14 protein-coding genes and 1 pseudogene are annotated in these 13261 nt (G+C 60.2%); 7 read left to right on the top strand and 8 right to left on the bottom strand.

All coding sequences use genetic code 11. The features are described from left to right. Positions 1 to 91 precede the first annotated feature (91 nt). The gene (locus NVB75_RS05640) at positions 92 to 979 is read right to left on the bottom strand and encodes a LysR family transcriptional regulator (RefSeq protein ID WP_258346377.1); all 888 of its coding nucleotides are present in this window, start codon (positions 977 to 979) and stop codon (positions 92 to 94) included. Between the two features lie 130 nt (positions 980 to 1109). Between NVB75_RS05640 and NVB75_RS05635 the strand changes: the two genes are divergently transcribed. Then, complete coding sequence (locus tag NVB75_RS05635; protein WP_258346375.1) at positions 1110 to 1955, top strand: SDR family NAD(P)-dependent oxidoreductase; 846 nt, start codon at positions 1110 to 1112, stop codon at positions 1953 to 1955. 3 nt (positions 1956 to 1958) lie between these two features. Here the strand turns inward: NVB75_RS05635 and NVB75_RS05630 are convergent, their stop codons facing one another. After that, positions 1959 to 2714 carry a DeoR/GlpR family DNA-binding transcription regulator gene (locus NVB75_RS05630; protein ID WP_258346374.1) on the bottom strand — a complete coding sequence of 252 codons (756 nt, stop codon included), beginning with the start codon at positions 2712 to 2714 and terminating at the stop codon, positions 1959 to 1961. 82 nt (positions 2715 to 2796) lie between these two features. Between NVB75_RS05630 and nudK the strand changes: the two genes are divergently transcribed. The 3 genes and pseudogenes from nudK (at position 2797) to NVB75_RS05615 (ending at position 5078) form a co-directional block, all read left to right on the top strand. Next, complete coding sequence (gene nudK, locus NVB75_RS05625; protein ID WP_258346373.1) at positions 2797 to 3384, top strand: GDP-mannose pyrophosphatase NudK; 588 nt, start codon at positions 2797 to 2799, stop codon at positions 3382 to 3384. A 45-nt stretch (positions 3385 to 3429) separates the two neighbouring features. Further along, positions 3430 to 3597: pseudogene (locus NVB75_RS05620) on the top strand (alpha/beta hydrolase); the annotation flags it as partial. A 173-nt stretch (positions 3598 to 3770) separates the two neighbouring features. Next, a complete protein-coding gene (locus NVB75_RS05615; protein WP_258348477.1) occupies positions 3771 to 5078 on the top strand; it encodes an IS4 family transposase in 1308 nt (435 codons plus the stop codon). A gap of 260 nt (positions 5079 to 5338) precedes the next feature. Here the strand turns inward: NVB75_RS05615 and NVB75_RS05610 are convergent, their stop codons facing one another. After that, positions 5339 to 5512 (bottom strand): hypothetical protein, encoded by a 174-nt coding sequence (locus tag NVB75_RS05610; protein ID WP_258346372.1) that lies wholly within the window; start codon positions 5510 to 5512, stop codon positions 5339 to 5341. A gap of 409 nt (positions 5513 to 5921) precedes the next feature. Beyond that, on the bottom strand, positions 5922 to 6362 hold the full coding sequence (locus tag NVB75_RS05605) for a hotdog fold domain-containing protein (RefSeq protein ID WP_258346371.1): 441 nt from the start codon (positions 6360 to 6362) through the stop codon (positions 5922 to 5924). Between the two features lie 145 nt (positions 6363 to 6507). Here NVB75_RS05605 and NVB75_RS05600 point away from each other — a divergent pair, with 145 nt between their 5' ends. Continuing rightward, positions 6508 to 7125, top strand: coding sequence for a TetR/AcrR family transcriptional regulator (locus tag NVB75_RS05600; RefSeq protein ID WP_258346370.1), 618 nt, complete (start codon positions 6508 to 6510; stop codon positions 7123 to 7125). A 13-nt stretch (positions 7126 to 7138) separates the two neighbouring features. Here NVB75_RS05600 and NVB75_RS05595 read toward each other — a convergent pair whose 3' ends face one another. Further along, positions 7139 to 7588: an Rrf2 family transcriptional regulator gene (locus NVB75_RS05595; protein ID WP_026077973.1), complete on the bottom strand. Its 450-nt coding sequence runs from the start codon at positions 7586 to 7588 to the stop codon at positions 7139 to 7141. Positions 7589 to 7732: 144 nt separating this feature from the next. Here NVB75_RS05595 and NVB75_RS05590 point away from each other — a divergent pair, with 144 nt between their 5' ends. Further along, a complete protein-coding gene (locus tag NVB75_RS05590; RefSeq protein WP_258346369.1) occupies positions 7733 to 8620 on the top strand; it encodes an NAD(P)/FAD-dependent oxidoreductase in 888 nt (295 codons plus the stop codon). A gap of 2 nt (positions 8621 to 8622) precedes the next feature. On the opposite strand, the gene gudD is transcribed toward NVB75_RS05590, so the two are convergent. Then, entirely contained in the window at positions 8623 to 9972 is a 1350-nt protein-coding gene (gene gudD / locus NVB75_RS05585) for a glucarate dehydratase (protein ID WP_177026754.1), read from the bottom strand. A gap of 10 nt (positions 9973 to 9982) precedes the next feature. Then, complete coding sequence (locus NVB75_RS05580) at positions 9983 to 11332, bottom strand: MFS transporter (protein ID WP_258346368.1); 1350 nt, start codon at positions 11330 to 11332, stop codon at positions 9983 to 9985. Positions 11333 to 11620: 288 nt separating this feature from the next. Between NVB75_RS05580 and NVB75_RS05575 the strand changes: the two genes are divergently transcribed. Beyond that, complete coding sequence (locus tag NVB75_RS05575; protein WP_258346367.1) at positions 11621 to 12331, top strand: FadR/GntR family transcriptional regulator; 711 nt, start codon at positions 11621 to 11623, stop codon at positions 12329 to 12331. A gap of 6 nt (positions 12332 to 12337) precedes the next feature. Here NVB75_RS05575 and NVB75_RS05570 read toward each other — a convergent pair whose 3' ends face one another. Next, entirely contained in the window at positions 12338 to 13180 is an 843-nt protein-coding gene (locus NVB75_RS05570) for an alpha/beta fold hydrolase (protein WP_258346366.1), read from the bottom strand. Between the last annotated feature and the right edge of the window lie 81 nt (positions 13181 to 13261).

Here is a 13261-nt window from a genome sequence, read left to right as displayed (position 1 = left end):
CCAGGACAGAGGCTAAGCACGGTTTTTAACAGATGCCTTGGCCCCGCAGGAAATATTTAGACAGTCGTCACCGGGCATTGCTTGCAAAGTATTACAGGTGTCCCTCCAGTACCGAGAAGAAGTGTCCGGGTAATGGCGAGGGATTGTCGGTGCTCCAATTGAGGTAGAGCCCGATGGTGGAAGGCGAGACGGAGAGGGGAACAAACACCACCTTGTCACCGGTGATCGAACGGGCAATCGACTCTGGTACCAGTGCCACCCCAAACCCGCACGCCACCAAGCCAATCAGGGTGTGCAATTGATCGGCTTCCTGGACCACGCGCGGATAGAAGCCTGCGGCCTCGCACAATGAGATCAACTGGTGGTGATAGCCGCTGCCCAATACCTGTGGGGTGAACACAAAGTCGGCATCGGCGAAATCCTTCAGCTCGATAGCGGCGTTGCCGGCATCGGGATGGTCCACGGGCAGCGCCATCAGGATCGGTTCATCCAGCAGTAGCCGGGACTCGATGTGATCCGCCTGACCCGGCAGATAACGCAAAAAGGCGATATCGGCATCACCCGTTATCAGGGCCTTGGCCTGGCTGGCGGAGGGCATTTCCTTGATCACCAGCTGTACCTCGGGAAACGCCAGGCGAAACTGCTTGAGGGCATCCAGCAGCCAGGGATAACCGGCAATCGACACCGAGGTGATGGTGAGGGTGCCGGCGACCCCCTGGGACACCTGCCGGGCGTGTTCGACGCCTTGCTGCAATTGCCCGAGGACGGAGTAAGCCGTCTGAAGAAACGCTGCCCCGGCCGGCAGCAGCTGCACTCCGCGCCGGTCCCGCTGCAGCAGGGAAAACCCCATCTTCTGCTCCAGGCGATTGATCGCCTGGCTCAACGCCGGCTGCGCCATATGCAGGCGCAGCGCGGCCTTGTGAAAGTGCAGCTCTTCGGCGACGGCAATGAACTGGCGCAGTAGGCGGGTTTCGATCATCTCGGCTGTTCCTTCAGGTGAGCGGCCTGCGTGGCCTGATACGCGGTGGGTATCAAAATCGCTGTTTTTCAGTATTAAACAGTGCGGTTGCGAGTTGTTAGGGTGGAGCGCCTATGAGGAGAACGCAACGATGGACTTTACAGGTAAAACTGCAATTGTGACCGGTGCCGCCCGAGGCTTGGGCTTCAGCTATGCGCGTGAGTTGGCGCGCCTCGGCGCGCAGGTGGTGCTCAGTGATATCGGCGCGGACGCCCTCGGTGATGGTGGGGACCCGCAGGTGGTCCAGGCGGCTGCGTTGGCGCTTCAACGTGAAGGTCTGCAGGTGGTTAGCCACGCGGGTGACCTGTCTGCTGAAGCCGGCTGCCAGGAACTGATCGAGTGCGCCATCATCCATTTCGGGCAGCTCGATATCCTGATCCACAATGCCGGCTGGGTCGGCTATCAGCCGATCAAAGCCGCCGACGCGGCGTTCATCCGGCGGGCAATGGACATCAATGTCTACGCGCCGATCTGGCTGTGCAAACACGCCTGGCGGCACCTCCAGCAATCCACCGCACCGCGCGTCGTGCTGACCACCTCCGACCGTGCGATGTACACGCACTATGCCCAGCCGGGACTGGTTGCCTACAGCGCCGGCAAGATGGCGCAACTGGGGATCATGAATGCGTTGAGTGGCGAAGGGGCCGAGGATGGAATTCTGGTCAATGCCATCTCGCCGGTCGCCAAGACCCGCATGTGGGGCGTGAGCGGCGAACCGGACAACCTCAAGCCGGAGTGGGTAACCCCCGGGGTGATCTTCCTGGCCTCGGCATCGTGCCAGGACAGCGGCTACATCCTGCGGGCCAGTAACGGCCAGTTCACCGCCACACGTTTCGCTGAGAACCCACATGTCGAATATCCAGTTGACCTGGCGCGGGTCCAAGCCTCGGATGCTACGCAAGTCGCCGCATCATGGGAGGCCATCAAGGAGTGTTGACGGTCACGCAAGATAAAGCGTCAGCCCTTGGGCCTCATAGGGTTGCAGCAGTGCTTGCGGCGTACTGGCCAATGCGACGATCGCGCTGACCTGTGCCAGCTCCACCACCTGGTAGGGCGATGCGGTATTGAGCTTTTCCGAGGTGGCCAGCACGATGGTTTCAGCCGCGGCGTGGCACAACGCGCGCTTGACCACCGCCTCTTCATAATCGCCGGTAGACAGCCCGGCACTCGGGTGCACGCTGCACACCCCCATGAAATACAGGTCGGCGTTTACCCGGCCGATGGCCTCCAGCGTGGCCGCGCCAACCCCCACCAATGAGTGGCGAAACAGCCGGCCGCCGAGCATGATCACTTCAATCTGCGGATGATCCACCAGCGCCATGGCAATCGATGGGCTGTGGGTGACCACGGTGGCGTTCAGGCCCGCTGGCAAGTGATGGGCCAGTTGCAGGCATGTGGTTCCGCCGTCGATAAACACTACTTGGCCGGGCTGCACAAGTTGCGCCGCCGTACGGCCAATGGCGATTTTTTCCTTGGGCACCAAGTGTTCCCGTACCGAAAAATCTGCCATCGCGGGCGAAGCCGGCAAGGCGCCGCCGTGCACCCGCAGCAGCAAACCGTCCTTGGCCATTTCCCGCAGGTCGCGGCGAATCGTGTCCTCGGAAACCTCCAATGCCTGGCTCAACTCCTTGGCAATCAGCCGGCCGTCGCGGTGCAGCTTGTCCAGCAGGTGTTGTTTGCGTTGTTGGGTGAGCATCGATTGCTTCCTGCATGTTTTTTCTTGACTGTGCACGATTTTGCACGACATGCTGAATAACACAAGACAAAAAGGCCCCGCCATGGAAAACAGCCCCGTTCGTATTCACGCTGAAGAACTGCTCTCGGATAATTGGTATGTGCTGAAAAAGTACACCTTTGACCTGCGCCGCCGGGACGGCAGCTGGCAGTCCCAGACCCGCGAGATCTATGACCGAGGCAATGGCGCGACGATCCTGCTGTACAACCGCGAACGGCGGACGGTGTTGCTGATTCGCCAGTTCCGCATGCCTACCTACGTCAATGGCTACCACGGTTACCTGATTGAGTCCGCCGCCGGCTTGCTGGACAACGCCAGCCCCGAGGAGCGTATTCGCCTGGAGGCGGAAGAAGAGACGGGCTACCGGGTGGGTCATGTAGAAAAGATCTACTCGGCCTTTATGAGCCCGGGCTCGGTGACGGAGCGCATTCACTTTTTTATCGGCGAATATCAGCCGGGTGATCGGGTCAGTGATGGCGGCGGGCTGGAAGATGAGGGCGAGGATATCGAGGTGCTGGAGCTGGGGTTTGAGGCGGCCCTGGCCATGGTAGACAGTGCCGAGATCGTCGACGGCAAGACCATCATGCTGTTGCAGTATCTTGAATTGCGGATGTTGAAAGAGGGCTGGTGAATCGCGCCGGGTGGCTGGTCGTTGATGGCGTGGGCTCACGGTACGAAAAAAGCACGTAGTTCGGTGGTGCCGACGTTTGCCCTGCGGCTGAGTACTGCTACGTTGTTTGATCCTTCGTTCGTGCTTGCCGACTATTTGAACGAGTGCGCGGTGCCTGCGTATGAGGTGAGTCAGCGTGATTGCTTGCAGGCCATTGAGCAGCGGGTGGTGGCGTTTTTTTGGGGGGGTATATCCGTTATTTAGGTAACGGCGGCTTATGGTTCCGCTCTTACAGCCATCCCTTTCAAGGTCTTGGTTTAAAATCCCCTAACCAATCCAGTCAGGACGACGAAACTATGTGGGAAAAGGTTTTAGAACGGTTTGAAAAACAGGCGCCGGCCAGCGTCATGACCAAGTTGATATTAGAGCAGGCAGTAGATGCCGCTTGGGTTGACAAGGTGTTCGATGATCACCGCCAACGGCAGTACTCACGTGAGCTTTTGTTTTCAACCGTTGTTGAGCTGATGTCCCTTGTTTCATTGGGCTTGAGGCCGTCGTTACACGCGGCGGCGCGCAAGATGGAGGGCCTTTCGGTCAGTGTTTCGGCACTCTATGACAAGATCAAGCGAACCGAACCCGAGCTGCTTCGCGCCCTCATTTCGGGCAGTGCCGAGCGTTTGATACCGACCGTCGAAACGCTCGGCCATTCATCGATCCTGCCTGGCTGGCAGTTGCGTATTGTGGATGGCAACCACTTGCCGGCCACTGAAAAACGTCTAGGCGCTCTGCGCAATGAGCGCGGCGCAGCGCGCCCAGGATTTTCAGTAGTTGCCTACGATCCGGACCTGGATTTAGTCGTTGATCTTCAGCCGTGGGAAGATGCCTACGCCAGTGAGCGAGTCAGTGTTTTACCGCTGCTGGCCCGCGCATGCGCGGGCCAGTTGTGGATGGCTGACCGGCTCTATTGCACGCTGCCCGTCCTGCAAGCCTGCGAGGACACGGGGGCTTCGTTCATCGTTCGCCAACCCAGCAAGCATCCACGCCTGGTCCAGGAAAGTGAGTGGCAAGACTCAGGGACGGTCGATAGCGGAACCGTTCGCGAACAAATCATCGAAGTGAAGGGTGGCCGCCGCTGGCGACGTGTTGAGTTGAGCCTGCAAACGGCGAATGACTCAGGTGATTTGGTGATGTGGTTCTGGAGCAATTTGCCCGACACCATCGGTGCCCGGCAGATAGCCGATTTATACCGTCATCGCTGGAGTATCGAGGGAATGTTTCAGCGCCTTGAGTCGGTACTGGACAGTGAAATTACAGGCCTTGGCAGCCCGAAAGCCGCGCTATTGGGCTTTGCCTCGGCGGTCCTGGCTTACAACGTTTTGTCGGTTCTCAAGCGTAGCGTTGAGCAGGCGCACCGCGAAACGCAGCCAGAGGGTTGGGAGGTTTCGATTTTCCATTTGGCGGTGCATGTTCGCAGTGATTATCAAGGCTTGCAGATCGCATTGCCTGCGGAAAATTTCCCTCTTGAAAAGACTCCGCAAGGGCTGGCAGAGCGATTGCTGGCCCTGGCAAGGATGATCAAACCTAAGTCCGTAGCCAAAAGCCCTCGTGGCCCCAAAGTAGCCAAGCCCAAGGAGTGGCTGGAAGGTAAGGCGGCACGGGTGCATGTCTCAACAGCTAGGGTGCTTAAGGCGGCTAAGTCGGATAAACGTACTTAAACATGGCCTTAAACGGACTTTTAAACGCAGACCTTGAAAGGGATGGCTCTTACAGCGGCTCACTTTGGAAAAGCCCCAAAGTAAGCAAAGGGCTCTGCCCCGCCTGTCGGCACCTCGCTAGGGCTCGGTGTTCCCTCACTCCGGCATTGCTCCGCGGGCCGCCGCGACGGGCCATCCATGGCCCGGCGCGGCTAAACCGGCGTCCTGCCGGTTTACCCGCTCCGCACTGCCTGCGTTCGGCCTCGGGCTTATTGGGGCAGTCAGATCAAAATCAAAAGCAAAAGCACAGCGGCCTCCCGGCCGGCTTGAGTGTTAAAAGCCAGATCAAAAGCAAAAGCAAAAACCAGAGCGAAAACAAAGCTGCTTTTCTGTGGGAGCGGGCTTGCTCGCGAAAAACCTGAGAGCGCCGCGTTCATCCAGAATGCCAGCGTCATCGTTAACGACCTTCGCGAGCAAGCCCGCTCCCACATTTGGACCGTGCCCGCTTTAGATTTTGATTTGGCTTTTGCTCTTCAACACTCAAGCCGGCCGGTAGGCCGCTGTGCTTTTGCTTTTGATCTTGATCTTAGGCGCCCCGTTAAACCACGCTGGCCGAACGCAGGCTTTGGAGCGTGGGTAACCTGGCAGGACGCCAGGTTAGCCGTCCTGGGCCAGGGATGGCCCATGACGGCGGCCCACGGTCCAAAGCCGGAGTGAGGGCACACCGAGCCTGGGCGAGGTGCCGAGTGGTGGGGCAAGAGCGTTTTGCTTACTTTTGCGCTCTTCAAAAGTGAGCCGCTGTAAGAGCGGAACCATAGGCGGCCGTTACATAAATAACGGATATACCCCCAATCCCCAACACACTCACCCCAATTTCACGTTCATGGTAATCCGCGCGGTAAACACCAATTTCCCCTCCGCATCCAGCATCTCAACCGGCACCACCTTGTCACCCGCCGTTTGCCAGTCAATCCCCTCACCACTGGCCGTCGCCGTCACGCTGCTCTTGGCCTTGGCCAGATACTCCACCGTCATCCCCTTGGGAATCCAACGCGCACCCGCCGGCACAGAAACGTCCGTCATGGTACCCGCCGCCAACTCCGCTGCGTTGCACATGGCAATCGCATGCACCGTACCCAGGTGGTTGGTAATGGCCTTGCTGAACGGCACTTCCACCGAAGCAAACCCCGGACGCAATTGGGTCATCAATGGATTGATCGTGCTGAAGTAGGGCGCCATCTGGCACGCCAGTTTGCTGAACGCTTCGGGACCGACACTGTTGAACATGCTCAAAGCCTGACTCATGGTGCTGCCTCGCTGAATAAATGGAATTCACGGAATACTGTTCCGTTACAGAATAATGTTCTGTAACGGAACAGTATTCTGCCCATGGGAAATCTGTCAAGCTGCCCGGGCTTGTTCTTCTTCACTGACTGAGTTCGTGTTCAGCATGCAAACCCCGGATCTGCTCCAGCGTTGCTTCCCTGGTCGAAGGGCCGAATTGAAGCGCGATATCTTTAAGGCCGCCCTCGACCTGTTCAACGAACAGGGCCTTGAAGCCACCACCATCGAGATGATCCGCGCACGCTGCGACACCAGCGTCGGCGCGATCTATCACCACTTCGGCAACAAGGAAGGCCTGGTCGCCGCACTGTTTTTTACCGCGCTGGAAGACCAGGCCGAATTGCGTGGGCGTTATCTTGAATCGGCCGAAACGGCGAAGGAGGGTGTGTACGCGCTGGTTCACAGCTATGTCGATTGGGTGGACAGCGAACCGCAATGGGCGCGTTTCCAGTACCACGCGCATTTCGCCGTGACCAAGGGGCCATTCGCCGCCGAGCTGGAAAGCCGCAACCAGGCGCGCAATGCAGTGCTGAAGGAGTGGATGGGGCTACCTGGGCGTGCTGATCAGCTGAATCAGGTACCGGCCGAGCTGCTGCCGGCTCTGATCATCGGCCAGGCCGATACCTACTGCCGCGCCTGGCTGGCCGGGCGGGCGATCAGCAGCCCGCGGCTCTATCGCGAGACCCTGGCCGAGGCCGCGTGGCGTTCGGTGGGCGGCGCCTAGGGCGCCGAAGGCATCACGCGCACGGCACCGGCGTCATCGCGACCTGGTAGCGCTCATCAAAATCATCCGCCAACTGCGCCAGCGTGACCTCGCCCAAACGCTGCAGGAGCAACGCCTGGGCGTCATCAAAGGCCTGGTTCAGCGCCGCGTTGACGGCCTGTTCCACCAGGCATTGAGGGTGATCGGTGGACAAGCCGACGGCAAAGATCGACGACGTGCCGAGGGCGTTGTGGATGTCCAGCAACGTGATCTCACTCAAGGGTTTGCCCAGGCTCCAGCCGCCTTGATGGCCTTTTTCCGAACGCACATAACCCTTCTCCTTGAGCAGGCCCAGGGTGCGGCGCACCACCACCGCGTTGGTGCCGAGCATTTGCGCGATGGTCTCCGAGGTGGCGCGTTCCTCGTGGCGGCCCATGTGGATCAGCACGTGGAGCATGCGCGAAAGTCGGGTGTCGTTTCTCATCTGCAAACCTCTGGATTTCCTGCCCGAAAGTATCGTTCGTAACGATTGGAGTTGCGAGACGCTTGACGAGGTATTTTTACGTAACTTATGGTGTGTCGTGAGTGCCCGGCAACCGATGCAAGGGCCACCAGAGAGGTCATCTTCATGGTTTACGACGTGATTATCGTAGGCGGCAGCTACGCCGGAATGTCTGCCGGGCTGCAGTTGGCGCGAGCTCGGCGCAAAGTGCTGGTGATTGATGCCGGGCAGCGACGCAACCGGTTTGCGGCCACCTCCCACGGTTTTCTCAGCCAGGATGGCCAGCCGCCGGAGCTGATCGCTGCCGAAGGGCGAGGGCAGTTGATGGAGTATTCGACGGTGACCTGGGTGCAGGACACGGCCCTTGAAGCGATTCAAAACCAGGACGGTTTCGTGGTGCAAACCCGCTGCAGCGGTGGGTTCAACGCTAAGCGCCTGATTCTTGCCACCGGCGTGGTGGATGAGTTGCCCGAGGTCGAGGGGCTGAAAGAACGTTGGGGCAAGCAGGTGTTCCATTGCCCGTATTGCCACGGCTATGAACTGGATCAAGGCCGCATCGGCGTGCTGGCGACGTCACCGCTGGCGATGCATCACGCCATGATGCTGCCGGACTGGGGCACCACCACGCTGTTTACCAACGGCGTCTTTGTGCCGGATGCCGAACAGCAGGCGCAACTGGATCGGCGCGGGGTCAGCGTCGAAAGCCAGGCGGTGCGGAGGATTGTCGGTGAGCGGGTGGATGTTGAATTGGCAGACGGCCGGGTGATCGCCCTGGACGGTATGTTCACCCTGTCCCGAACGCACATGGCCAGCCCGTTGGCCGAGCAGTTGGGGTGTGAGTTTGTCGAAGGGCCGACCGGACCTTACCTGCTGACCAACGAAACGCGCCAGACCACAGTGCCCGGCGTGTTTGCCTGTGGTGATGCCAACCTGGCCGGCGGCTCGGTAGCGCTGGCAGTGGGCGAGGGCGTGCGCGCCGGGGTGGGCGCGCACTTTTCGATGATCTTCAGCTGAGGTCAGCGCACCAGGCACGGCCGCTTGTTATCGAACGTCCAGCCCGGAATCATGAACTGCATCGCCACGCTGTCATTACGCGCCCCCAGGCCCATGCCTTTGTACAGTTCGTGGGCGTGGGCCACGGCGTCCATGTCGATGTCCACGCCCAGGCCCGGTTTGGCCGGCACCTTGATATGCCCGTCGACGATCTTCAATGGAGCCTTGGTCAACCGCTGGCCGTCCTGCCAGATCCAGTGGGTGTCGATAGCGGTAATTTCCCCCGGCGCGGCGGCGGCCACCTGGGTGAACATCGCCAGGGAAATATCGAAGTGATTATTGGAGTGCGAGCCCCAGGTCAGGCCCCATTCGTGGCACATCTGCGCCACGCGCACCGAGCCTTGCATGGTCCAGAAGTGTGGATCGGCCAGTGGAATGTCCACGGATTGCAACTGGATCGCGTGACCCATTTCGCGCCAGTCGGTGGCGATCATATTGGTGGCGGTCGGCAGCCCGGTGGCACGGCGGAATTCGGCCATGACTTCACGCCCGGAGTAACCGTTTTCCGCACCGCAAGGGTCTTCGGCGTAGGCGAGTACGTGATGCTGGTCGCGGCACAGGGCGATGGCTTCTTTCAGCGACCAGGCGCCGTTGGGATCCAGGGTGATGCGCGCATCGGGGAAGCGTTCGGCCAGCGCCGTCACTGCTTCGATTTCTTCGGCGCCGCGCAGGACACCGCCCTTGAGCTTGAAGTCATTGAAACCGTATTGCGCCTTGGCCGCCTCCGCCAGACGCACGATGGCTTCAGGGGTCATGGCCTGTTCGTGACGCAGGCGGAACCAGTCTTCGGCATGGTCTTCACTGCGATAGGCCAGGTCGGTTTGCTGGCGATCACCGATGTAGAACAGGTAGCCCAGCATCTTCACCGCATCGCGCTGCTGGCCTTCACCCAAGAGGGCAGCGACCGGGACTTCGAGGAATTGGCCGAGCAAATCCAGGAGCGCGGCTTCCATCGCCGTGACGGCATGGATGGTGATGCGCAGGTCAAACGTCTGCAAACCCCGGCCCGCCGAATCCCGCGCGGCGAAGGTCTGGCGCATGGCATTGAGGATGCTCTGGTACTGGCCGATGGGCTTGCCGATCACCAGGCTGCGGGCGTCTTCCAGGGTCTCGCGGATACGTTCTCCACCCGGTACTTCACCCACACCGGTACGGCCGGCGCTGTCGGTAAGGATCACGATATTGCGCGTGAAAAACGGCCCGTGGGCGCCGCTGAGGTTGAGCAGCATGCTGTCGTGGCCGGCCACCGGGATGACTTGCAGCCCGGTAACGACCGGGGCGCCGTTGGCGTGGTGTTGATGTTCTGTGTTCATCGTGTAGTCCTTATTTGCTCAAGACGGGGGCGGGTTGCAGCACGCTGCGGGTGGACGGGCCGGGCAAGGTCCTGGCGAAAAACACCAGGATCGCCGCAAGGATCGAAGTGCCCGCCAGGCCATACAAGCCGCCCTGGATCGAGCCGGTGGTCTGCTCCAGAAATCCAAAGGTGGTGGGCGCGACAAACCCGCCGAGGTTGCCGATGGAGTTGATCAGTGCAATCACTGCCGCCGCGATCCGTGCATCCAGGTAACCCTGGGGAATCGGCCAGAACAGCGAGGACGCCGACTTGAAGCCGATCGCCGCAAAGCAGATCGCGATAAAGGCAAAGATCGGCCCGCCGGTGGTGGACAGGAACATCCCGACGGCAGCGATCAGCAGTGCCGAAGCGACCCACGCTTGCTGGAACTTGAACTTGCCCGCCAATGCGGCGAAGGCGTACATCGCGATGATGGAAATCAACCACGGTATCGAGTTGTAAAAACCCACCTGAATGTCGCTCAGATCACCCATCTTTTTGATGATGCTCGGCAGCCAGAAAGTGGCAGCGTAGATGGTGAGCTGGATGCAGAAGTACAAGGCGCAGAACAGCATGATCTGGCGGTCCTTGAGCAGCGTGCCCAAGGTCGGCTTGACCGTGGTGGCGGCATCACGCTCGCGTTGTTCGCGGTCGATTTCGCCCACCAGCGCGTCCTTTTCTTCAAGGCTGAGCCACTTGGCGTCGTGGGGCTTGGAGTCGAGCCAGAACCACACGAAAAAGCACAGCAGCACCGAGGCCATGCCTTCGATGATGTACATCCACTGCCAGCCGTGCAGGCCCAGCCCAGTGATTTGCAACAGCACGCCGGACAAGGGGCCGGAGATCAGCGAGGCGAGGGCCGAGCCGCTGAGGAAAATCGCAATCGCCTTGCCGCGTTCGACACCGGGCAACCAGCGGGTGAAGTAGTAGATCACCCCGGGGAAGAAGCCGGCTTCGGCCACGCCCAGCAGGAAGCGCAGGATGTAGAAGTGGGTTTCGTTCTGGATAAAGGCCATCAACGTCGCGGTGATGCCCCAGGTGAACATGATGCGGGTCAGCCAGATGCGTGCGCCGACTTTTTGCAGAAGCATGTTGGACGGTACTTCGAACAGCGCGTAGCCGATGAAAAACAACCCGGCGCCGAAGCCGTAGGCGGCCGCACCAATGCCCAGGTCGTGTTCCATATGGGTACGCACAAAGCCGATGTTGACGCGGTCGATGTAGTTGACGATGAACATGATCACGAAGAGCGGGAGCACGTGGCTCTTCACTTTCTTGATCGCGCGGGCCAGGACCGGGTCGGTGGCAGGCGCAGCTGTCGCAGGGCTGGAAGGGGTCACGAGGTCAAACTCCCACTGATTATTGTTGTGCGGGGACGTGTTTGGGTTACCAGAGATGTCTGACAACTTGATAGACATCATACAACTGCATTTTCAGAGATGGCAACCCTTTGTAGGAGCGAGCTTGCTCGCGAAAATCTTCAATGAATACGCGGTATTCTTGAATGTTTGCGGTGCTGCAGGTTTTTTCGTGAGCAAGCTCGCTCCTACAGGTATTTGTTTGTTGTCATACAAGTTGCGGCTTGTAAGAATGCTAGTATTGCCAGGCGCCCCAGAACGGAATTCCTGATGCAAAACCCCACCTCGGCACCTCATCGCAAGCGCTCCCCGGGCCTTGCCCACGACATCGTCACCGCATTAACCCAGCAGATTCTCCTGGGGCAGATGGCGCCGGGTGAGAAGCTGCCATCCGAGTCCGCTATCGTGGGTGAGTACGGTGTCAGCCGCACGGTGGTACGCGAAGCGCTCTCCAAATTGCAGGCTGCCGGGCTGGTGGAAACCCGCCACGGTGTCGGCACCTTTGTGCTGGAGCGCGACGAACGCCAGGGCCTGCACCTGACCCACGACACCGCGGCCAGCGTGCGCGGCATTCTTGAGCTGCGCATGGGCCTGGAAACCCAGGCAGCGGCGTTGGCAGCCCTGCGCCGTACCGACGAACAACTGCAGCAGATGCGCCAGGCACTGGATGATTACCAGGACTCACTGGCCAATAACGACAGCGCCGTTGAGCCCGATGTGCGTTTTCACCGCCTGATCGCCCAGGCCACCGGCAACACCTATTTCACTGACGTGATTTATCACCTGGGCAACTCGGTAATCCCGCGCACCAGGATCAATGCCGAGGAACGCGGCGACGCGGACCTGATGGCGCTGGGGCGCCTGGCGAACCTTGAGCACGAGGCGATCCTGAAAGCCATTCGCCGCCAGGACCCGGACGCGGCCCGGGCCGCCATGCTGTTGCACTTGAGCAACAGCCTGGAGCGGATGACGGGGGAGTAGACAGCGCTATTTGCTGTCCAGGAAGTCCAGCAGCGCGGCATTGAACAGTGCCGGATCCTGCAGGAACGCGAAGTGACTGGTGTTCGGCAGAATCAGCAGGCCCGCCCCCGGAATGGTCGCCGCGATGTATTCGGTGTGTTCACGCTTGATCGCCTCATCGTGGTCGCCGTCGACAATCAGAATCGGGGTCTTGATGGACGCCAGTTGGGCATCGGTCCAGTTGGGTTGGCTGGCCCACATATGGCTGATCTGCTCGACGAAGGCGTCGTACTGTTTCGGCGTCGGCGAGTGCTTGGCGTACTCCTGGCCGGCGCGTTCGATGAAGGCGGCGAAGGTCGGGTTTTTCTCTACGCCATCCTTGACCCCGGACGTCTGGGTGTTGGCGGCAAAGGCGAACACCTTGCCGATACGGTCGGGGTGGCGCAGGGCGAGATCAAGACCGATGATTGCGCCGTCGCTCCAGCCGACGATATCGGCACGGGGGATTTTCAGGCTGTCGAGTACGGCGACCACATCATCGGCCATCAAGTCGTAACCGAAGGGTTTCTCGTCCCGGGAACTGCGCCCGTGGCCACGGCTGTCGAGGCTGATGACCGTGTGTTTGGCGGCCAGCGCCTTGACCTGATTGCCCCAGTAATCGGAATTGGACAGGCCGCCGTGCAGCAGGATCACCGGCGAACCATGCCCGGTCTTGGTGTAGTAGACCTTGATGCCGTTGACGGCGGCATAGCCGGTTTTGGCCCCCGCAATCGGCGCCGGAGTGGGCGGAAGGGTTTCCCAGCGTTCCGCGGCCTGAGCCCCGGAGAAGGACAGCAGCAGGCAGGCAGCTGCCAATAAGCGACGTGACATGGCGATTCCTTTTTAGTGAGCAGGTTGAGGTCATCCGGACAGATGTGCGCTCGACTCTAGCACCGCGCCTACCTTGGGAAA

The sequence above is a fragment of the Pseudomonas sp. CBS genome, assembly GCF_024734645.1.
Lineage (GTDB): Bacteria > Pseudomonadota > Gammaproteobacteria > Pseudomonadales > Pseudomonadaceae > Aquipseudomonas.
The sequence above is the reverse complement of the archived record's forward strand: the minus strand, read 5'-3'. Positions and strand labels throughout refer to the sequence as shown.

What these genes read in the sequence shown, in the direction of transcription:
- NVB75_RS05640 (WP_258346377.1), bottom strand. Translation starts at nt 979, where the DNA reads ATGATCGAAACCCGCCTACTGCGCCAGTTCATTGCCGTCGCCGAAGAG.
- NVB75_RS05635 (WP_258346375.1), top strand. Translation starts at nt 1,110, where the DNA reads ATGGACTTTACAGGTAAAACTGCAATTGTGACCGGTGCCGCCCGAGGC.
- NVB75_RS05630 (WP_258346374.1), bottom strand. Translation starts at nt 2,714, where the DNA reads ATGCTCACCCAACAACGCAAACAACACCTGCTGGACAAGCTGCACCGC.
- nudK (WP_258346373.1), top strand. Translation starts at nt 2,797, where the DNA reads ATGGAAAACAGCCCCGTTCGTATTCACGCTGAAGAACTGCTCTCGGAT.
- NVB75_RS05615 (WP_258348477.1), top strand. Translation starts at nt 3,771, where the DNA reads ATGACCAAGTTGATATTAGAGCAGGCAGTAGATGCCGCTTGGGTTGAC.
- NVB75_RS05610 (WP_258346372.1), bottom strand. Translation starts at nt 5,512, where the DNA reads ATGACGCTGGCATTCTGGATGAACGCGGCGCTCTCAGGTTTTTCGCGA.
- NVB75_RS05605 (WP_258346371.1), bottom strand. Translation starts at nt 6,362, where the DNA reads ATGAGTCAGGCTTTGAGCATGTTCAACAGTGTCGGTCCCGAAGCGTTC.
- NVB75_RS05600 (WP_258346370.1), top strand. Translation starts at nt 6,508, where the DNA reads ATGCAAACCCCGGATCTGCTCCAGCGTTGCTTCCCTGGTCGAAGGGCC.
- NVB75_RS05595 (WP_026077973.1), bottom strand. Translation starts at nt 7,588, where the DNA reads ATGAGAAACGACACCCGACTTTCGCGCATGCTCCACGTGCTGATCCAC.
- NVB75_RS05590 (WP_258346369.1), top strand. Translation starts at nt 7,733, where the DNA reads ATGGTTTACGACGTGATTATCGTAGGCGGCAGCTACGCCGGAATGTCT.
- gudD (WP_177026754.1), bottom strand. Translation starts at nt 9,972, where the DNA reads ATGAACACAGAACATCAACACCACGCCAACGGCGCCCCGGTCGTTACC.
- NVB75_RS05575 (WP_258346367.1), top strand. Translation starts at nt 11,621, where the DNA reads ATGCAAAACCCCACCTCGGCACCTCATCGCAAGCGCTCCCCGGGCCTT.
- NVB75_RS05570 (WP_258346366.1), bottom strand. Translation starts at nt 13,180, where the DNA reads ATGTCACGTCGCTTATTGGCAGCTGCCTGCCTGCTGCTGTCCTTCTCC.